Below are 21713 nucleotides of genomic sequence, written 5' to 3'. Positions count from 1 at the left end.
AAAGGATAAGCCTGAAGGGCTTAAATAAAATAGCTTGGGGCAAGGCCCCAGGAAACAGGGCAACACAGTCGGATACGACAGATCATTTTATCATTTAAATCACAAAAATCAGTGTTTGCCGCTGCGAACAGACAAAAAAAGCCTAATTTTACGCCATGTCCTTAATAAGCGAAACTACAGCCTTAGTCAAAAAAGAATTTCTTCTCGAATTCAGGCTGCGTTATATGTTTAATGCTGTTCTGGTGTACCTGGCGGGAGCTATTTTTATCTGCTATTTTGCTTTTTTCGGCAGAGGCGGGGATCTATCACCTATGACCTGGAATGCCTTATTCTGGATTATCGTGTTACTTGCTTCTGTAAATGCAGCATCCAGAAGCTTTTTATTAGAGCGCCCAAGCCGGCAGTATTACTACTACTTTATGGCATCACCGGGAGCCATTATTTTATCAAAACTCATTTATAATATTGTATTACTGTCACTTATGGCATTGCTGGGTTTACTGCTGTTTGCGTTTGTAATGGGTAATGTGGTACAGGATATGGGCATGTTTGTAGCAATTGCCTTGATCGGTGCCAGCTGCCTGGCAGCAACCTTAACATTTATTGCCGCAATAGCGGCTCAGACTCAGCATAGTATGACCCTTATGGCGGTATTGAGTTTTCCCGTTGTAATTCCTGTTCTGCTTATTCTGATAAAAGTTTCAAAAAGTGCCATAGATGGATTGGAACGAAGCTTATCGTACCAGGATTTACTGGTTTTAATAGCAGTTAAAGTGATTACAATAACGGTTTCCTATCTATTATTTCCGTACCTTTGGAAGAACTAATGAACCGGATAAATCTGTTATTGGTTTAGCTCAAACGCACCAGTAATTTCAATATAAAATAAGTATATGCGTTCTAATGCTTCCCCCTTCGCCTGGTGGAAATTACTTGCCTTTGTACTGCTCATGTATGCAGCAACAATGGGCCTCCTGGGTAATGTTCCGCACATCGCAATCCTGAATGAAACCATTCGTAATTTATACTTTCACGTACCCATGTGGTTTGCCATGACCTTATTTTTATTGGTGGCATCCATTTACTCTATTGTGTATTTGAACAAAGGAAATTTAAAACACGACCGCATTATTGTTGAGTTTACACGAACCGGAATGTTCTTTGGCGTGCTGGGCTTATTAACCGGTATGATGTGGGCAAAATTCACATGGGGTACTTTCTGGACAAAAGATCCAAAGCTGAATGCGGCAGCAATTGCAATGCTGATCTATACGGCGTATATGATTTTACGCGATGCAATTGCCGATGAAGATAAAAAAGCGCGGATCACAGCTGTATACAACATCTTCGCGTTCCCGGCGTTTATGGCATTGATCTACATCATGCCGCGTCTTACAGATTCGCTGCATCCGGGTAATGGGGGTAATCCGGGCTTCAATGCCTATGACCGTGATCGCGAAATGAATATGATTTTCTATTCAGCAATTATCGGGTTTATGTTATTGGGTACGTGGATCACAACATTGCGTATCCGCCTGCGACTGCTGGCAGATAAAAAAGATGGTTTAATCGTTGACTCTAAAAAATATGCTTCAGAAGATTTATTGGATGCTTAGTTTGCTTGTCTTTACAAGCATCTCTGCAGTAGCACAGCAAACAGCAGACTCCGTTGAAATGGCGGACAAATTTCGTGCAGACGGAAAAATTTATGTTGTAGTAACCGTTGTTGCTATTATTCTTGCCGGGTTATTTGTGTACATGATTATGCTGGATAAAAAAATCGGCAAACTGGAAAAAGAACACAACGAACAATAAATAAGCAAGAACACATGAAACTGAGTTATATACTTCTGTTGGTTGTGATAGCTGTTGCTGTTGGTGTTATTATCTCTACAACAGGCAGCGCTAGTCAATATGTAGATTTCGAACAGGCAGCTAAAATGGCTGAGGAAGGCGATGATGAAATGGTCCACGTGGTTGGTAAGCTGCTGAAAAACGAGCAGGGGGAATTTGTTGGCATGAACTACAATCCCGGCATTGACCCCAATCATTTCGAATTTCTTTTAACGGACACAAAAAATAAAATACAAAAGGTTTTATTTTTTCAGCCCAAACCACAGGATTTTGAAAAAGCGGAACAGATTGTAATCATCGGACATATAAAGAAAGATGTATTTGTTGCGGATAAAATATTAATGAAATGTCCTTCAAAGTATGAGGACAAGGAAGTAAAAATTTAATTATGGATTTGCTTATCGGCGATTACGGCCATCTATTTGTAATCACTTCGTTCTTTGCTGCTATTCTTGCTTCTTATGGTTATTATGAAGCATCTAAAGAAAATCAATCAGGTAAGCAGTCGTGGCTTATGTTCTCACGCATAGCCTTTGGTGTGCACGCGTTGTCAGTAGTTGGTGTGGTTGCAACACTGTTTGCCATCATCTATAATCACCGCTATGAGTACCACTACGCGTGGAGTCACTCATCCAATCACCTGCCGGTTTATTACATGATCTCCTGTTTCTGGGAAGGGCAGGAAGGAAGTTTTTTATTGTGGATTTTCTGGCATGCCGTATTAGGTACGATTCTTATTAAAGTAAACAATAAATGGGAGGCACCTGTAATGTCTGTGTTCATGCTGGTACAGGCATTTCTGGCATCCATGATTATTGGTATTGTACTTCCGTATCTGAATACAAAAATCGGTTCTTCGCCATTTATTCTGATGAAAGACGCGATGCCTGATCTGCCGGTGTATAACGTACGGCCGGACTTTATCGCAGAAGATGGAAATGGCCTGAACCCATTGTTACAGAATTACTGGATGGTTATTCACCCGCCTACCTTGTTCTTAGGTTTTGCTGCAACGATTGTTCCGTTTGCTTACTGTATGGCAGGCCTGTGGAAAGGCTGGACAAAAGAATGGATCCGCCCGGCATTGCCGTGGGCATTATTTGCCGCTGTAATTTTAGGTACCGGTATTATGATGGGCGCGTATTGGGCGTACGAAACCTTAAACTTCGGCGGATACTGGAACTGGGATCCGGTTGAGAATGCCGTGTACGTTCCATGGTTGATTTTAATCGCGTCGCTGCACCTGATGATCTCATACAAAAACAGCGGAACAGCATTGCGTATGGCCGTGATCATGGTGACGCTTTCGTTCCTGTTAATTTTATATGCAACATTTTTAACCCGAAGCGGTATTTTGGGAAATTCATCTGTGCACTCATTCACAGATCTGGGTTTGTCAGGTCAGCTGTTAATTTATCTGTTAACCTTTACGTTTTTAGCCGGCGGGTTAATTATAAAATCCTGGAAAAAAATTCCGTTTGATCAGGAAGAGCCTTCAGCCTATTCACGTGAATTCTGGATCTTCATAGGCGTTGCAGTATTAAGCCTAGCGGCTTTCCAGGTATTGGCCATGACATCTATGCCGGTATATAACACCATTGCAAAATCCTTTGGTATTGAATTAGATGCAGCTCCGCCTTCAAGCCCGGAAACATTTTACAGCTACTGGCAAATGGGTTTCGCAATTTTCATCGCAATACTGTCTGGTATGGGACAGTTTTTCTGGTGGAAGAAAATGGATAAAAAACAATTGTGGGATGCCTTGTACTTACCCATTATTGTAGCATTAGGCTGTACATGTGTAATCATTTTAACAGGTCTTCTGGATGCTTATACAGGTGAGGAAATTCACTATCTGGTAAAGACGGCGTATATCTTACTGGTCGCTGCCAGTTTATTCTCAATCTTCAGTAATATCATGATCTTTGTAAAAGTAGTACGCAATAACTATCGTATTACTGGCGGAGCATTGGCGCACATTGGTGTAGCTATGATGTTGATCGGCATTCTGTTTTCTTCGGGTTATTCCAGAATTGTTTCATTGAATAACACAGGCCTTCTGTATTCAAAAGAATTTACAGATGATGTAAACAGAGACAATCTGCTGCTTTTCCGCAACGCACCGGAAAAGATGAAAGACATGCAGCTGATCTATAAAGGCCAGCGGATCGAAGTGAATGGATACGGAGGTTATGTAAACAAAGACTGGACATTCCCTACACAGGACCCATACAAAGTTATTATCCGTAAAGACCTGAAAGATAAAGACGTGCTGGTGTTTAAAAAAGGAGACACCTTAACAACCAATCCGGAAAACACATTTTATGAAGTTGCATATGTAAAAGCAGCAGGAGATACATTCACACTATATCCGCGTATTCAGCAGAACCCGCGTATGGGCAATGTTGTTTCCCCGGATATCAAACATTTCCTGAGCAGAGATTTATACTCACATCTTTCAGCTATACCGCTTGAAGCTGATGAACGTGATTGGTCGGAAGTGGAAACACATACCATCAAACAAGGAGATACCATTTACATCAATGATTATGTATGCATCTTCAAACATGTAGATGTAATCAAAAATGTGCCGGGAGTTGCTTTGGGTGAAGATGATTTCTCTGTTGTTGCTCATATGTTGCTGCTTGGTCCGGATGGAGCTGCGTACCCGATGCATCCGAATCTTGTTATCTTAGCTCAGGAAAGTGCTTCAGGCGCTATCCCTGAATTGAACGAAGAATTAGGTGTAAAAATCAGTCTTGAAAAAATCAAACCTGAATCGCATGAATTCGTATTCAATGTACAAACCTGTCAGAAAGATTACATCATTATTAAAGCGATTGAAAAACCCGGCATCAACCTTTTATGGATCGGTACGCTGCTGGTAATCCTTGGTTTGGGAATGGCTATGTTCCGCCGCTACAAAGAGTTTGTTGCCATGCGTAATAAGGGACAGGAAGTAATATAACGACACATAATACAAAGAATAAAAATGCGCAGGTGTCTGTAATAAACAGACACCTGCGCATTTTTATTTAGAGAGTTCTTAAATATAATGTAAATGGGAATGATATAAGATTAACTCATAATCATGTAAGTTCATTTCCTTGTATTGTCAATACCTTTATGGCATAAAAATGATTTATAAAAAGAGGTTTTGAAATATGAAAAAGCTTATTCAGGCAAAATATGTTGTGATCTTTGCTATTACATTATTAATTATGATGTTCGTTTTGTTCAGCATGATAAGCATTTTTTACATGGATAGAGGATACACCATTCCGGTATTGTTTTTAATAGTAATCGCTGTGGTGCTTATTCAAAAGTCTGAAAAAGAGGATCATTTATTTTAATAAAAAAATTTAACAGAAGCATATCTATATGCGGTAATGCGGGGGCCTAAATCCATATAATAGATATGCTCATCAAATTAATACATGCTATTCAACCAAAACAAATTGTGTTATGGATAAAGTAAATGGAAAAGAGCTGATTATTATTTTTTTCGTTATGGTACTTGCCTGTATGTTGAATTCATGTAACATTACAGGTATAATTATGCATAAGAGCATGAATGCAGTAATAGTGCTGACAGCAGTAACCATTACTGCCGTTATTTTTCTGATGCTGCGCATCAGTATCCATATCAGAAAAATAAAAAGACAATCACAATTCAATCGCTAGTTGATAGAAAATACTGTTGAGATATATTTAAAAAAGCAAAAGGTTTTGTGTCAACACAAAACCTTTTGCTTTTTAATTGTTTGAATAAATTCGGAGTATTAAAAACCACCTGAAATTACGTAAGACATTTCTGCCGGCGTGAAGTACTTTTTTGCTACCGCCTGAATATCGGCTGCTGTTATAGATTGTATCCGTGCAAAGAAGCGGTCATAATAATCATCACCCAATCCGTTAAAATAAATCGTTTTGTATTTATCCGCGATAGAAAACGGTGTTTGAATATCACCTACAAAACTACCAAGCATATAATTTTTCACTGTTTCCAATTCATTATCAGAAACAGGTACATCGATTAACAGCTGAAGTTCTTTTTCAATTTCTTCAATTGTATTCTTGGTAAATTCTCTTTTGACATCTGTGCCAATTACAAAGTATCCGTCTTCCTGCATAGGTACTATGCTTGAATGAATGCCATAGGTGTAACCTTTCTCTTCGCGGATATTCTGCATCAGACGTGAACCGAAATAACCGCCTAATATTTCATTTAAAATATAGGCATCAAAGTAATCTGCATGAGAATGATTGAATAACATGCGTCCGTAGCGTACAGAAGACTGTACGCTTCCTTCTTTCTCCAAAACAATTTCTCTTGTTGGTTTTAACAGGCTCGGTAACGGTTTTTTTGTATTACAGCCAACTACGCTATCCTTACCGAATTGCTGCTCAAGTAGAGATATGCTTTCTGCGCTGAAACCACCTGTTATAATAATGTCACATGTTTTATTTAAAAGCTCTTCCTTAAAAAAGCGGATCAGATCTTCTTTTTTAATGGCATCAATAACTTCTAAATTTAAATGTTTGCCATACGGGTGATTGTTGTTGAACAATAATTCTCTGAAAGCAACACCCGCCACATACGCTGTCTTTTCAAGGTTTACCTGTATGCCTTGAGATTGTATCTGTTTCATTTTTGTTAACTGCTCTTCGGGGAAGATACTATCGGTTAACAGATTTTTAATGAACGGAATTAATACAGCTAAATGTTTTTCTAAGCTGAATAACGTAATGTTGATGCGTTCGTTTCCGGGATTAACTTCAAGAAAAGCACCAAACTGAGCCAGAAATTCCTGTATTTGAGGAGATGTTAGCGCGCTTGTGCCTTCTGCTAACATTTTTGATGTGAAAAAAGAAGTACCTGTTTTTTCTTCCACACGGCTGCCCGTATTAAATATCCATTCAACACGCACAACAGGTTGTGTACCTAAGGCAAATGTATGCAGCTTGTTTCCGTTAGAAAACGAAACCGTTTCCACTTTTGGTAAGTGGAAACGGTCAATTGGGTTTATTGCAGGAGCAACCGTCCTGTCTAGTATGTGTGTCATTAATTATCTATAACAGAATCATCAATTTGTTTTTTCGATTCAAAGTTGAAATGTAACGTAAATCGAAGTGTTTCAGCCAATGGATTGGATTGTTGAATCGGTATCAGATAAGCCATATCCAAACCAAATACTTTGTAACGGATCCCGATACCAACGTTTGCATAACGACGGTTTCCGTTTTGCGGATTTTCATAGTGATAACCTCCTCGGATAGCAAACAGGTTATCATACCAATATTCAGCACCCATACATAAGATGATTTCTCTCATTTCTCCTTTAAAGCCATATTGAGAATCTGTGAATGAACTGAACATACCTTGAAGCATGCCCATATCTTTTGGATTTGTACCTACACTATCCCACTTGCTTGGTACCATCAATTTATTGGCATCAAGAGAGAATGAAAATTTATTGTAGGCATCAGCCTCAATGGTGTATGTACCGCCAAGACGGAAGTTTGTAGGAATAAAGTTTTTGTTGTCAATATCCGTATAAGTAACCTTTGGTCCGATGTCATTAATAACCGCACCGAAAGCAATGTTTGAATTTTTTCCGCCTACCAGCAGATCTTTTGTGTAATACGCGCCAATATCTGCAGATACACTATTGATTGCTTTAGCAACCGTTCCTGTACCTGACGTGTAACTGCCCACTAAATCTGAACGGAAATATTTAACACCTAATCCAAGCGAAAAGTTTTTAGATAACATTCTTGAATAGGTTAACCCAAACGACAATTCATTCGGTTGAAAATCGCGGATAATGTTACCGCTGTTATCTGTAAATGTTACCTGACCTAAGTTGAAGTATTTAAAACTTACGCCAACGGCATCTTCTTTACGTAATTTTTTATAAGCGGATAAATAAGACAGAGACATATCGTTTACCAATTTGCGCAACCAGGGGTTGTACGAAATTGCGGCACTCATGTCATATTTGGCAAAGGCCAGTTTTCCGGGATTCCAGTATGTTGCATTTGCATCCGGTGAAGTGGCAGCACCTGCATCGCCCATCCCCCCGGCACGTGCATCCGGAGTGATACTTAAAAATGGAACCGCAGTGGTAATGGTTTGTGAATATTGGTTTTGTGCAGATTGACCAAACGTGTGGAAAATACCAACCGTTGTTAAAAACAATACTGAAACGAGTAATTTTTGCATATTTTAATAATTATCAACAACAAATATAAGTTTTTATTCAATTAAATTAATTCAAGAGCACCAGTTTCTCAAAAACATGTGTTGTTGAACCGTCCTGTAGTGAACGAATTTTTAGTTTATAAACGTATACACCACGGCCAATTTTATCTCCATAATCATCTAAACCGTCCCAGGTGAGGTTGGCAACATGCGATGGACTGTTAAAAATGGTTTCATCCAGTGTTTTAACCAATTTACCGGATACCGTATAAATTTGTACCTGAACCATTAAATTGTCGCCAAAACGGTTGTGGTCAAAGTGAAAAGTGGTATTGGTGGTAAATGGATTCGGATAATTAAGCACATGGCTCAATTGTATTTTTGAAGTTGCTTCAATGGTAAATTCCAATGTTTCTTCCGTAGAATTATTATAGGTATCCCAAACTTTAAAGCGCAGGGAATAGGTGCCGGGGCTTAAGTCTTTAAGTGGAAATTCTACTTTCCCTTTTGAATAATCATCTTTTGAAGCCGTGTAATACTTGTTCAGAATAATTACCTCCGAATTATTGCTCAATACCAGGGTTATTTCATGGCCAATACCGGCGGCAGAAACATTTATACCATTTTCGTCTGCAACATCGGCATAAAACACCGGATTTTCACGCGATACACCACCCGATACAAAAGAAGGATCATTTAAATACAGTTTTACTGTCGGTGGAATTTTGTCTTCCGGAGCATTGGCATTTGAACCGCCCACAACAATATTACTTAAATATCCGCCGGCATCGGTGGTGCCGTTTGTAAGCTCAGAGTATAGGCTGATTTTTCCGTAATCAAAATTATACGAAATGTCTTTTGGTACAATAAAACTTACTTTGTATGCTCCATTGGTAACCGTTACCAAACCATCAAAGATGATATTGTTTTGAAGTTTGAATGTTGTTTTAGATGATCCGGTTGAACCAAGAGTCGGAACGGTTGTAGGTTTATCAAAAATGGTAATCCGTGATACTCCGCTGTAAGAGGTTAATGTTGTTCCGGTATAATCCTGCACCAGGCCGTCTAAGGTAACTTTGCTTAAGGCTTTTAATGTATCGGGTACACTGTTAACCGGCGTGCCGTTTACAGCTATAATAATCATCTTCTTCTGCGGGTAGCTTATTTTCATACTTGGATCTCCCAGCAGCGTATAATTTCTGTTGTAAACACCTTGCAGGGCGGCTGCATTGTTTTTAGTGTTTTTCATAATATCGCCAAGTGTGTAATAACTGCCGTCAGCATTTGTTAAAAAAGCATAGCTATAAAAGGCATTATTAATGGCAAGGTTACTGAATGAATAAACGGTCCGCGTTGAAGTTAAATTACCAAAACTACCGCCATTGCTGCTCATCAGTACGTTCTCTGCACCGGAAACGAGTCCTGGTTTGTCAAAGCGGCCGAAACTGCAGGTAGCAGTTATAAAGAAAGGCAGCTTGTTGATGTTGTTCCAGGAATTGATGGTTGTTGTAGTAACAATAGCTTCCTGTGCTAAAACATTATTTCCGCCATGGCCAACATAGTTCCAGATTAATGTACCGTCTTCAATGTCGCGGTAGATGGCTTCATTTACCAGGCTTGCGGTTTCTCCTCCTGGTGTAGCTTCCTGCTGGTAGGCATCTACATATATTTTATTAATGTTAATCTGTTTGTTTCTTGCATTTACAGTAGCAGATAAAACTTCTGCTGCCTGCAAGTGCGTTATGCCATCACCGTCATCGGCAAGTAAGGTCATTTTATTTTTCCAGTTGCCGTTTGTATTGGTAGATGGTTTAGATGCATTGATCAGTTTGCTTACAATCATATCTCCCTGTGCAGCACTGCCGATCGGAAGACGCCCTACACCAATATTAAGCGTGTTGTCATCTAACGGAGTTTCATCCCAGTAGCCTTCTGTATTATCCATAAAACCAAAGTAATCGTCGGAGTTATAGGATTGAAGTTCTTTCAGACTTTCTCTTGATTCGTATGTAGGTACAAAATTGCCGCCAATGCCGGTGTGGTTTTTATAATCGTATGTAGGTTTTCCAAACAGCAACAGATATTTCAATTGCGAACCAGCGGAACCACGGTCATACACCATTTTTACAAAATCCCGAATGGCTGTAAGGTCTTTTTTACCGCTCCCGAATTCATTGTAGATCTGTTCGGTCGTGCATACATATACACGAAGACCGTCATTAGTTGTTCTGAAGTTTGCCAGCCGTTGTGCCTGTGATTGAAAATCCGGGTGGGTTACAATGATCATATCCGGTATATTGCCTGAAGTTATGTCGTGTAAATTCTGGTTTGAAACCCGTTCGATAAAAGTTGGCGCAGAGAAATTATTTCCGGAGAAAATAATAAATTCTTTTAAGGACGTACTCGATGATCCGAATTCAATAGCTGAACCCGTAAAATCATATGCCTGATTGACTACATTTAATGGATTACTCACATCCCAGACATTTTCCGTTCCGGAAGCATTGCTGATTGAATATTGTGTGGTTGGTTGAAGTAAACTTTTAGAAGATCTGAATGAAGTATAGTTGCCGTATAAACGCAGCGACTTTTCAAATACCACTTCCAGATAATTTAAGTGAGCCATGGAAGTAGCAATACCTCCTGTAAGTGTCATGCCAATAGACAGCGATGTATTGCTGCCAAGCGAAGCTGCATTGAGCGTGTCTATTATAAATGAATCTCTTCCAAGATCTGCATGTTCTTCAGTTGTTAGTATCGGCAGATACTGATCCGGAATAAGGTTTGCAATGTTGTTGACTTTATATACAAACCTGGTTGAAACATACGAGCGGCTCAATACAGCAGATTTCAGTTTTAAATCAGCGTTAGGTAAAATTCCTGTTATGTTAAAAGAAAAATTCTGGCTTGGCACATATTGTGTAAACTGTATGCCGTACCATTCTCTTCCTGAATCCATAATGTTGTACTGATCGGTTTCAGTAAAAAAATGTTCATCAAAGGAAGAAACTGTTTGAGCGGCACCGCCTAATGAACCCTGGCTTGAAATCCGTTTGCCGGGCTGCTGATTAACCGTTAAAAAATAAAAATTCTGATCGGAATATAAATTTAGCGTATGTGTAAATGTAGTGCCGCCAGCCGGATTATAGTTCCAGGTATGCGGAGATTCTGCATAAAATAAAATATAATCATCGTTGTCAAAAACACCATTGCCATCTTCGCTTATAAAAACCGCATTCTCAACCAGATCATCCGCTCTTGCATCGCTGTTTGCCTGCGGCAACATGCCGCCGCCATTGCCATACAGCTGAATCATGGATGGATCCAGTGAACTTGTATTGATACCAATGCTGGATAAATACGAGGGTGTTATTTTATAAATACCGGATTCGGAAACGGCTACTTTATACCAATCACCGCTTGCAAGCACTGATCCTGTTGTATTCGTTGTACGTGCATTGGCATTGGCTCTTGAATAAACATCTGTCCGGACAGGGGTTTCGTCATAATTAGAAGTAAGGCTGTATTGAACGCTTACGGAAGAAAGTTGCGCCCAATTGCCGGCCCCGTCTTTTTGTAAGATTGGAATATACAGGCGGGTTGTAACGCCATCGTTGTGGCGCACCGCATATGTTACCGTGCGGTTTTCGGGTACATTTAATGCAGGCAACACACTTTTTGAACTCGAATCACCGGCAAAAAAAGTAACATTCTCAATCACTACCGTTCCTGAAACTTTACCAACCACATCTTTTTGAAGAACCAATACCCCATCCAGATTTACAAAAGCATCTTTTGCTACCGGGTAAGTGATAGTTGTTCCGTTTAATAATGTAATAGTATGATTTACTCCCAGCCATTCAATGTCGAAGGTGGCAGAAGATTGTTGTGCATGTACCAGTACAGGAACGCAAAAAATACCTAATAGGAAGATGCCGATGGATTTTAAAAAGCTCATTGTTGAATTATTTCACAAAAACGTGTAGACGGTTTATTGGTAAACGTTTCCAGATGTAATTTAGTGTATATATTCTATTAATTAGCAACCTGGTTTTTCTCGGTCTGGTTTTGCAGCAGGGAGAAAATAATATACGCAACCATAATCAATAAAATGGATTCTTTTCCAAAGAGAATGACCAGCAAAACAGCACTTCCTGCCAATAGAAAACGGAATTTATTTGTACCCCAATCAAATGTTTTGAATTTTAACGCCATCAGCGGAATTTCTGCAATCAGTAAATATGACATTACAACACAGTACGCCAATACAAATATCAGGTTTGTAACCAACGGAAACAGAAACGAATCTGCATCAATAGCAACTAAGCTGAAAGAAGCCACAATCATGGCGTTGCTTGGCGTTGGTACACCAAAAAAGCGATCACTCTGTCTGGTGTCCAGATTGAATTTCGCTAAGCGTACAGCGGAAAACATAGCCGGCAGCGTTCCGGCCAGGATCAGCGGATTAAAGGAACCTTCAACTAATTTTACAGTAGATGCTTCTGCGTATGGTATTCCCGTTGTAATAGAGATGATCATGTAGGTTAACATGATGCCTGGCAGTACGCCAAAACTTACAACATCTGCCAATGAATCCAGCTCTTTACCGATGGGTGAAGAAACACCCAGCAGACGTGCAACAAAGCCATCCAGAAAGTCTACAATTAATGCTGCGCCAATGCATAAAGAGGCTTCCGTAACTTTTCCATTAACAAGCAGCAAAATTCCCCAAAAACCAAATCCCAGGTTCAAACAGGTAAGTGCATTGGGAATATTCTTTTTTATCATAATTATAACGCGCAATAAGGGTTGTGTTTCTTTTCAAACTGAATGGTTGTCGTTGGTCCGTGGCCCGGGTAAACGATGGTATCATCCGGCAATAAAAATAATTTTGTTTTAATGCTGTGAATGAGCGTATCGTAATTTCCGCCCGGCAAATCTGCTCTGCCAATGCTGCTTCTGAATAATACATCACCGGATAAACAGATTTTTTCAGCAGTATTGACGAACGCAATATGCCCCGGTGCATGGCCGGGAACAAAAAGAATGTCAAATTTCATGCTTCCCACTATAACCGCATCACCTTCTTTCAGCAAGCGATCCGGTGTTGCCGGCGTATATTGAAAAAAGCCATAATTAGGTGCATAAGCACCAACAGCCTGTAGTGTTGCTGCATCTAAATGAAAGATTTCAAAAGGCACTTTATACGTTTCTTTTACAAAGTAATTACCCAGTACATGGTCAATGTGCCCGTGGGTATTTACAAGCAGGCGTACCGTTAATTTCTTTTTAGCAATAAAATCGGTTAATTCTTTCTGCTCATACGCTTCATAACATCCCGGATCAACAATCATACAATCACCAGCCTCATCGTAAACGATGTATGTATTTTCCTGAAGGGGATTGAAGGTTAGTGTTTCAATGTGTATCATAAATTTGAAAGAATTAACAAAAATGGCTTAAAAGGAATGAATTATCAAAAGAAGGAGGTTAATTTAGCATAATGAAGCAGGTAGATTACATAATTGTTGGGCAGGGGCTGGCTGGGTCGTGTTTGGTACAATCGTTATGGCATGAAAAACAATCGGTTGTAGTAATTGCCAGCAGTGAACGGAAGGCATCCTCAACTGTAGCAGCAGGCTTATATAATCCCATTACAGGTAAAAAAATGCTGCTTACCTGGAATGCGGCCGTTTTGTTTCCATATTTAGATTTATTTTACCGCAGTGCAGAGCGCGAATTAGATACAACGATTTTATATCCAAAAGCCATTGTACGGCCATTTACAGATATTCAGGCACAAAATGATTTCTGGGCTAAATCAACCCCTGAAATTGCAGCATTTGCAGAACCCGAGCAGAATATTGAAAAATACGATCCGTATATCTGGTTTCCGTATGGCGGTTTGATAACAAAACATTCCGGTTATGTAGATGTACAGGCATTTTTAGGCGCGATCAAGCAAAAGCTTGTAGAAAAAGATCAGTATATAGAAGAAACGTTTGATCATGCTGCGTTGCAGTTTTCTACGAACAGCGTTGCCTATAAAGGCATACAGGCAAAAAAAATAATTTTTGCAGAAGGTTTTCACAACACACGCAATCCGATTTTTAATTGGGTGCCGGTTAAGGGAATGAAAGGTGATGTATTAACCTTAGATATTGAAGCATATGCCTTGAAAGAGGTGGTCAATAAACATTTCTTTATTATTCCATTGCCGAACGGGAAATTCCGGATGGGCTCATCGTACATAAGAGAATTTGAAGATGATGCGCCTACAGAAGGGGGGTTAAAAGAAATCACAGAAGGTGCACATACGATTCTTAAGAAGCCGTTCGTTGTTATTGAACAAAAAGCCGGAATCAGGCCGGTTGTGCCGGACCATCGCCCCATCATCGGCGAACACCCTGAACAGCCCTTAGCGTTAATCTTTAATGGTTTAGGAACGAAAGGAGTATCAATCGCTCCTTATGCTTCAAAAACATTAACAAACTTCTTACTTTTGAACCAAGAAATCGATCAATCTATGTCTGTGAACCGATTTAATTATTTATATTTCAAACAAAAAAATAATTAATAAATGCAGCCTAGCTATAGAGGTATACAAATCGTTACCCTTTTATTTTTTCTTCTATCAACATTTACTTCTGTTGCTCAGACGTCGCAGGATCAGTTTGGGAAAAATAGAATTCAATACAAAAAATTTGATTGGAAACTTATTTCCACAGAAAATTTTGACATCTATTATTATTACGAAGGTGAATCCTTTGCGGGCATAGCTGCAACACACGCGGAATCTGTATTTAAAAAACTTGAAAATTCATTAGGCTATTCAAATTACAATAAAACTAAAATACTCCTGTATAATTCGGTTGCTGATCTGCAGCAAAGCAATATAGGCTTGCAGCAGGGTACACAGGTAGGTGGATCCACAAATCTTGTGAAAGCAACTGTGGAAGTTGCTTTTGAAGGCGATTTAATGACATTCAGAAACGACATTACACAAGGGATTGCACGCACATGGATAAATATTTTACTATATGGCGGTAGTTTCAAGGAAGTAGTTCAAAGCTCGTATTTCTTATCCCTGCCAGATTGGTATGTAAAAGGGGCATCGGCATACATCGCACGAGGATGGGATAGAGAGATGGATAATTATATCCGCGATCTGGTAATAAACAATAAATTAAGAAACCCCTCTTCGTATTCCGGGGAAGAAGCAGAATGGATCGGACAGTCAATCTGGCATTTTATATCCGATCGATATGGCCCGGATATGTTTGCAAATATTTTACAGATCACCCGCATATACAGAAGTGATAAGGCTTCCATAGAGGCAGCTACGGGGTCATACTTTCAGACATTCATTGATAACTGGAAAGCGTATTATAAAGAAAATGCCGTTGCTCTGGATGGAGCTATCCTATTTGATACAACGTATAAATCGTTAAACGGAAAAAATTTTAAAGGACGCGATATTACTACACCAGTGTTAAGTACAGATGGTAAATACCTGGCTTACTCTGTTAACAACAAAGGGAGATACAGCGTTTTACTAAGGGAAGTTGAAAAAAGAAAAAAGAAAAAAATTGCAGGCGGTGGTTTTAAATTAAACGACCAGCAGCCGATTACCCGTAATCCATTACTGGCGTGGCAAACAGAATCCATCTTAGCAAGCATTACCTACAAAAAGGGTAAGATAATTTACGAAGTGGTTGATGTAACAAAAAAGAAGCGCATTGAAAAACGTGAAATAGAAGTGTTTCATCAGATCAACAGTTATGCCTTTAGTACAGATGGAAAATATGTGGTGTATAGTGCCGATGAAAAAGGGCAATCAGATATATGGCTGTACGATCTTGACCGGTCTAAGTATTTAAAAGTTACCAACGATGAATACGATGATCATTCGCCGCGGTTTGGGCCGGGCAATGCGGTGATCTTTTCATCCAACAGAAACGACGATACACTGTTTACATTAACACGTTATCAGTCGGCACCTAATTATTCGCTTTACATATATAAGCCCGGCGATAAAGTTTTAAAACGTATTCCGGCACAAGCATCTAATTTTACAAAACCTGCATTTATCAATGCCACAACCATCCTTTATTTAAATGATGAAAATGGCGTGCAGAATTTGTATACACAGGATCTGAAGACAGGCGTATCAAAGCCCTTAACAAATAATACAACAGATATTTTAGAATACGATTTTAATGCAGCAAACAATTATCTTGCTTTCATTGCACGATCAAGAGGCAAAGAAAAGATTTTTATTGATACAGCCTTTTCGTTTACCAATGCGGTTACCATAACCGGCAAAACAGATCAGTCAGCGGTGATGCGTAAAAAAATACTGCCTCCTGAAAAACCAAAACAAACAAACAACCTGATTGTTGTATCACCTAAGAAAAATGACGATGATATTGATCTGGATAAAGTATATTTTGAATCCGACACGACACTGAAACTGCCTAAAAAAGTTACACCGGCAGAGGCAAGTAATACACCGCCTAAGCGTACTATTATTCCTTTTTATGGCCCGTACCCGTATAAGAATTTATTCGGAACGGATATGGTTGCTACTACCTTACAGGTTGATCCGTTAAGAGGATTTGGTTTGCTGCTGGAATCGCAGATGTCTGATCTGATGTCTAATCACAGAGTTAATATGGGTTTCTTTGGTGTGGCTGATTTTAAAAGCAGCAGTTTATACGGCGAATATGCGTATTTGAAAAACCGTGTTGATCTAAGCACACGTTTCGACCGCATCACATATTTTCCTTCAAACGGAAGTGTAAGTCACCGCTATGTGGTAAACAAAGTAGAAATTAAAGCATCCTATCCGTTATCTGTTTACAGCAGAGTAAGTGTTTCGCCGTTTGCTCAACAAGTACGGTTTTCAGATGTAACTGATTTTAATACGGCCGTTACATATCAGGATGAAAAGAAAGCCTATGTTGGTGCAAAATTCGAATTCGTGTACGACAATACAATCAGTTCAGGTATGAATATGATTGAAGGAACACGAGCAAAAATTTTATTTGAAACAAATAAGAATACCGTTTCAAAAGCAGAAAACTTCAACCGTTTTAATATTGATTTACGCCACTATCAAAAAATTCACAGAAGTTCTGTGCTTGCATTGAGAGCATCGTACGGAAGATTTTTCGGAGCAGCACCAAAAACATTTATCTTCGGTGGTATGGATAACTGGTTTTTTAATTCTGTCGGAACGGGTGGGGTAACAAACCCGTTATCGTATGAAACAGGTGTAAACAATTCAGACATTATGTTTGATAAATATGTTACTAATGTGCGCGGATTTAAATACAACGATCAATCCGGACAAAGTTATTTCCTGTTAAATGCAGAATTCAGACTGCCGATTATTAAATATTTATATAGCGGATCGGTATCATCTGCATTCTTACGCAATTTCCAATTGGTCGCATTTACAGATGTAGGTGCCGCATGGGATGGGGCAAATCCTTTTTCAACAAACAATTCGTTGAACAGAAAAATTATTGCAGCCGGTGCCAACAATTCATCTCCATTTGAGATAGAAGTAAATAATTACAGAAATCCATTTTTATATGGTTACGGTTTGGGAGCCCGTACATTTTTGTTTGGCTATTATATGAAGGGCGATTTAGCCTGGGGTATAAAAGATGGCGAACAACTTGCGCCAAGATTTTACTTTACATTCGGATACGATTTTTAGTGTAAGGTCATGAAAAAAAAACTATTTATCGGATGTATTGGTTTCATTCTGCTTATAGTTTTGACATTGAATCTTACACACAAAAATTATTACTATAAAACCATCTGGTATAATTTACCGGGAATTTTTGATCAGGATATTTTTTATTCAAGAGGTATAGCAAAATCAGTGATACCGCTTGAATGGGAGAAACATAGATTATACAATGAGCATGCAATATCACAACCGCTTCGTGATACGCTGGAAAAATATGAAACCATTTCTCTTTTGTTTATTCAACACGATTCAATCCTGATTGAAAAATACGGGAGCGGAATTGCAGATACTTCACGAAGTAATTCTTTTTCAGTGGCCAAAAGTTATATCAGTGCGCTTATTGGCAGAGCTATTAAACTCGGCTATATCAAATCCATTGATCAACCTGTCGGAGATTTTATTCCGGAATTTAAAGAAGGTGAAAAAAAACACATTACCATACGCCATTTACTGATGATGAGCTCTGGCCTCAATTGGGATGAAGCCTATAACAGCTTAACCAGCCAGACAACAGAAGCATATTATGGTCCGGATTTAAAAACGCAAATGCTCGCACTTCCCGTTAAGAAAAAACCCGGTGAATATTTTGAATACAAAAGCTGCGACACAGAAATTCTTGCAATGGTTTTAACACAAGCTACACACATGCCGGTTGCAACCTTTTTAGAAAAAGAATTATGGCAAAAACTTGGAGCCGCATCAGATGGCTTCTGGAGCCTTGATCATAAAGATGGTTTGGAAAAAGCATATTGCTGCATGTATTCAAACCCTAAAGATTTTGCCCGTTTAGCTGCATTATATTTACATCAGGGGAACCATCGGGGAGAGCAACTTATTGATTCTGCATACATCAAACAATCTGTAACACCAACAAGGTTGATGGATATGAATTTGAAACAAACAGACTATTATGGGTTTCAATGGTGGCTGATCCCGGAATACAACGGCATTTCAGCATATTACATGCGAGGCATTTTAGGACAATATATCATTGCAATCCCAGCCCTGGATATGATTATCGTAAGGCTCGGACATAAAAGGGGAGATAAGATTGATAATCACTACAGAGAAACATATATGCTCATTGATGAGGCAATCGCTCTGCAACGTGCTGTAAAGTAACAGAATTTTTATAGCTGTTCTAACAAGCCCGTTGCATGAAGCAGTTCAATGATGCTTTTTCTGTATTCGTAATTGGTTGTATAAAATAATTTTTTTGTTTCCAGCCAGGTGCGTTCTGCTTCCCATAAATCTACATAGCCATTTTTATTGTAAATGTAATTGTGTCTGACATCTGCAACAAGTACGCCTGCTAACGCTAATGCATCTTCTACTTTGATCAGTTTCATTTTTTGAATGGTATATGCATCGTATGCTTTTTGCACTTCATTCATGACTTGCGTACGTATGCCTAATTCTTCAACGCGCGCTTTCTGTAACATGATCGCAGCTTTTTGTTTCTCTCCTTGGTTGTGATCAAGAAAAGGCAGCGGCTGTGTAATAAATATACCCGCGTAAGGAATGGTGTTTTGCGGGTTAACAATGAAACCAACTTCAGGAGAGGGAACCGAGTTAGATTTTTGCAATGTTTGGTTTACTTCTGAAATAAGAACCTGCTGTTTATAAACAGCAATGTCTGAACGCATGCGCAACGCAATAGATATAAGGCTATCCAGGTTTGAGGGAATATCAACAAGGTCTATTTTGTCATTTATATCAACAGATTTAATGTACGATGAATTAATTAAAAACTGCAGATCATTCAGTTCATTGCGCAGATCAAGTTGTGCATCTATACTGATAATATCATACTGATCATCCAGAATTAATAACCGCAGATATTCATTTTTATTTTTGGTTTCAATACCGTCGGTTTTTTTATGCTGAATCAAACTGTCTAATGAAGCAACAGACTCAGCAGCCATATTTTTATTTACCTGTGCAAACCAGGCATCAATCCATTTTATAGATACATTATACAATACATCGCGCAGGTTTGAATTGTGCAAGGCTATGGTTTGTCCGAGCTGTTGTTTTTCGAGTTCAATTTTTTCCTGACGAACGCCATAAAGCTGCATTTTTTTTGTAAGCTGAAACCAGTCCTGTCTGTTTTTACCTGTAGTAAATAATGCATCATTCGGATAATACGAATGGTCTAACAGAGCAATGGATTGAATATTAAAAATAGGATTTGGTCTGATGCCTGCTTTTACGATTTCTTTATGCTGAATAGCAATATCGAGTTCGCTGCTTTGCAACGAAAAATTCTGCAGCTTGGCGATGCTCAGTGCATCCGATAATTCAAGTGACTTAATTGTATCTTGCCCGTAGCCTGCAAAAGATACGTTTAAACAGAATACTAAAAAGATGCTGTACTTCATAGTTCTAAAAGAATAAAAAACCCTTTCAACATAGAAAGGGTTTTTGTTATGTTATTCTTTGCCTCCACCGGCAATTGAATCACGCATGCCCGTGTCTGCCTGAATGTTTTTCATTTTATAATAATCCATAATGCCCAGGTTGCCGCTTCTGAATGCTTCAGCAATAGACTTAGGAATTTCAGCTTCCGCTTCGATTACTTTTGCACGTGCTTCCTGAGCTTTTGATTTCATTTCCTGTTCACTTGCTACGGCCATTGCTCTGCGTTCTTCCGCTTTTGCTTCTGCAACTTTTAAATCCGCATTCGCCTGGTCAATCTGAAGTTTGGCACCGATGTTTGCACCTACATCAATGTCTGCAATATCAATGGAAAGAATTTCAAAAGCGGTGCCGGCATCCAGTCCTTTTTGTAAAACAAGTTTAGAAATCTTATCCGGATTTTCTAATACTTCTTTGTGCGACTTAGAAGAACCGATAGAAGTTACAATACCTTCACCCACACGGGCAAGAATCGTTTCTTCCCCTGCACCACCTACCAACTGGGCAATGTTTGCACGAAGTGTAACACGTGCCTTTGCAATAAGCTGAATGCCGTCCTGTGCAACGGCAGCAACGTTTGGGGTATTAATTACCTGCGGGTTTACAGAGATCTGCACCGCTTCAAATACATCTCTGCCTGCAAGGTCAATAGCGGTAGCTTGTTTAAACGTTAAGGCAATGTTTGCTTTATCAGCAGAGATCAGTGCTTTAATAACATTCGGTACATTGCCGCCAGCCATAAAGTGCGTTTCCAATTCATTTGCAGTAAGCTGAATGCCTGCTTTCGTAGCGGTTATCAATGATTCTACAATGATTCTTGGCGGTACACTACGGATACGCATAAGTACCAGCTGTAATAAACCGATACGCACACCGGAGAAGATGGCACCGATCCATAAATTAAAGGGCACAAAATACAGGAAGAAGAAAAAGCCGATAACGACTAATGCCATAATAATCAATAATTGTTGCATATGTATAAATTAAGATTCAATTGTTTCAACTATAACTTTAAGCCGTGCAATAGAACGTATCCGGATCGGTATACCGGCGTCTACATAATGTCCGAGTGTCTGTACTTCATATTCAGCATCATTAAAAACTGCTTTGCCCACAGGCTTTAAAACAGATTTAGTAATCCCAATGTCTCCGACAGTTAATCCATCCAGGCTGTTTTCGTTCACCTTATTTGTTAAGGTATCTGTTAATGACATGCCGGCCCACACATTGTATTTCAAAATAACAAAGAAGAGTATACCAAAAGCAAGTAAGCTTGCGCCCAATGCAATATGGCCGGCGGTACTGCCAACTTCCATATAAATTTTAACAATACCTAATATGCAAAACGCTGCACCGGCAAAACCTGCAAACGTAGTTCCCGGAATGAATATTACCTCTGCAATAATTAATACTAATCCGATCAATATAAGAGCAACGGCAATCGTCATAAGTACATATTACTATTCAGTATAA

18 protein-coding genes are annotated in these 21713 nt (G+C 39.1%); 10 read left to right on the top strand and 8 right to left on the bottom strand.

The genetic code is table 11. The features are described 5' to 3' along the window. The first annotated feature begins 155 nt into the window (after positions 1-155). From CHU_RS15815 to CHU_RS15785, 7 genes are all read left to right on the top strand, one after another. The gene (locus tag CHU_RS15815; protein WP_011586596.1) at positions 156-827 is read left to right on the top strand and encodes a heme exporter protein CcmB; all 672 of its coding nucleotides are present in this window, start codon (positions 156-158) and stop codon (positions 825-827) included. Between the two features lie 66 nt (positions 828-893). Further along, positions 894-1616 carry a cytochrome c biogenesis protein CcsA gene (ccsA, locus tag CHU_RS15810; protein WP_011586595.1) on the top strand — a complete coding sequence of 241 codons (723 nt, stop codon included), beginning with the start codon at positions 894-896 and terminating at the stop codon, positions 1614-1616. After that, entirely contained in the window at positions 1588-1815 is a 228-nt protein-coding gene (locus CHU_RS15805; RefSeq protein ID WP_041932449.1) for a CcmD family protein, read from the top strand. The genes ccsA (CHU_RS15810) and CHU_RS15805 overlap by 29 nt, the downstream gene beginning before the upstream one ends. Positions 1816-1829: 14 nt before the next feature. Next, positions 1830-2240, top strand: a complete 411-nt coding sequence (locus tag CHU_RS15800) for a cytochrome c maturation protein CcmE (RefSeq protein WP_011586593.1) — start codon at positions 1830-1832, stop codon at positions 2238-2240. 2 nt (positions 2241-2242) lie between these two features. Beyond that, positions 2243-4822, top strand: coding sequence for a cytochrome c biogenesis protein CcsA (gene ccsA / locus CHU_RS15795; protein ID WP_011586592.1), 2580 nt, complete (start codon positions 2243-2245; stop codon positions 4820-4822). Positions 4823-5018: 196 nt separating this feature from the next. Further along, positions 5019-5207: a hypothetical protein gene (locus CHU_RS15790; protein WP_011586591.1), complete on the top strand. Its 189-nt coding sequence runs from the start codon at positions 5019-5021 to the stop codon at positions 5205-5207. 112 nt (positions 5208-5319) lie between these two features. Continuing rightward, entirely contained in the window at positions 5320-5538 is a 219-nt protein-coding gene (locus CHU_RS15785) for a hypothetical protein (protein ID WP_011586590.1), read from the top strand. Between the two features lie 98 nt (positions 5539-5636). On the opposite strand, the gene CHU_RS15780 is transcribed toward CHU_RS15785, so the two are convergent. From CHU_RS15780 to CHU_RS15760, 5 genes are all read right to left on the bottom strand, one after another. Next, complete coding sequence (locus CHU_RS15780) at positions 5637-6920, bottom strand: M16 family metallopeptidase (RefSeq protein ID WP_011586589.1); 1284 nt, start codon at positions 6918-6920, stop codon at positions 5637-5639. Continuing rightward, a complete protein-coding gene (porV, locus tag CHU_RS15775) occupies positions 6920-8080 on the bottom strand; it encodes a type IX secretion system outer membrane channel protein PorV (RefSeq protein ID WP_011586588.1) in 1161 nt (386 codons plus the stop codon). Before porV ends, CHU_RS15780 begins: the two co-directional genes overlap by 1 nt. A gap of 46 nt (positions 8081-8126) precedes the next feature. Continuing rightward, positions 8127-12017 (bottom strand): type IX secretion system sortase PorU, encoded by a 3891-nt coding sequence (gene porU / locus CHU_RS15770; RefSeq protein ID WP_011586587.1) that lies wholly within the window; start codon positions 12015-12017, stop codon positions 8127-8129. Positions 12018-12094: 77 nt separating this feature from the next. Next, positions 12095-12847: a CDP-alcohol phosphatidyltransferase family protein gene (locus tag CHU_RS15765; protein WP_011586586.1), complete on the bottom strand. Its 753-nt coding sequence runs from the start codon at positions 12845-12847 to the stop codon at positions 12095-12097. Positions 12848-12849: 2 nt separating this feature from the next. Beyond that, on the bottom strand, positions 12850-13491 hold the full coding sequence (locus CHU_RS15760; protein ID WP_011586585.1) for an MBL fold metallo-hydrolase: 642 nt from the start codon (positions 13489-13491) through the stop codon (positions 12850-12852). A 71-nt stretch (positions 13492-13562) separates the two neighbouring features. Here CHU_RS15760 and CHU_RS15755 point away from each other — a divergent pair, with 71 nt between their 5' ends. From CHU_RS15755 to CHU_RS15745, 3 genes are read left to right on the top strand one after another with little or no spacing between them, the layout of a single operon-like run. Further along, positions 13563-14636 carry an NAD(P)/FAD-dependent oxidoreductase gene (locus CHU_RS15755; protein WP_011586584.1) on the top strand — a complete coding sequence of 358 codons (1074 nt, stop codon included), beginning with the start codon at positions 13563-13565 and terminating at the stop codon, positions 14634-14636. A gap of 3 nt (positions 14637-14639) precedes the next feature. Beyond that, positions 14640-17786, top strand: coding sequence for a PD40 domain-containing protein (locus CHU_RS15750; RefSeq protein ID WP_011586583.1), 3147 nt, complete (start codon positions 14640-14642; stop codon positions 17784-17786). Between the two features lie 9 nt (positions 17787-17795). After that, complete coding sequence (locus CHU_RS15745; protein WP_011586582.1) at positions 17796-18944, top strand: serine hydrolase domain-containing protein; 1149 nt, start codon at positions 17796-17798, stop codon at positions 18942-18944. Between the two features lie 8 nt (positions 18945-18952). On the opposite strand, the gene CHU_RS15740 is transcribed toward CHU_RS15745, so the two are convergent. The 3 genes from CHU_RS15740 to CHU_RS15730 are packed head-to-tail and all read right to left on the bottom strand — an operon-like array spanning position 18953 to position 21688. Next, positions 18953-20203, bottom strand: a complete 1251-nt coding sequence (locus CHU_RS15740) for a TolC family protein (protein WP_011586581.1) — start codon at positions 20201-20203, stop codon at positions 18953-18955. Positions 20204-20254: 51 nt separating this feature from the next. Continuing rightward, a complete protein-coding gene (floA, locus tag CHU_RS15735; RefSeq protein ID WP_011586580.1) occupies positions 20255-21214 on the bottom strand; it encodes a flotillin-like protein FloA in 960 nt (319 codons plus the stop codon). Positions 21215-21223: 9 nt separating this feature from the next. Then, the gene (locus CHU_RS15730; RefSeq protein WP_011586579.1) at positions 21224-21688 is read right to left on the bottom strand and encodes a hypothetical protein; all 465 of its coding nucleotides are present in this window, start codon (positions 21686-21688) and stop codon (positions 21224-21226) included. Positions 21689-21713: the final 25 nt, after the last annotated feature.

The organism is Cytophaga hutchinsonii ATCC 33406, assembly GCF_000014145.1.
In the GTDB taxonomy this organism is placed as follows: Bacteria; Bacteroidota; Bacteroidia; order Cytophagales; family Cytophagaceae; genus Cytophaga; species Cytophaga hutchinsonii.
This window is presented reverse-complemented; position numbering and strand designations above follow the sequence as displayed.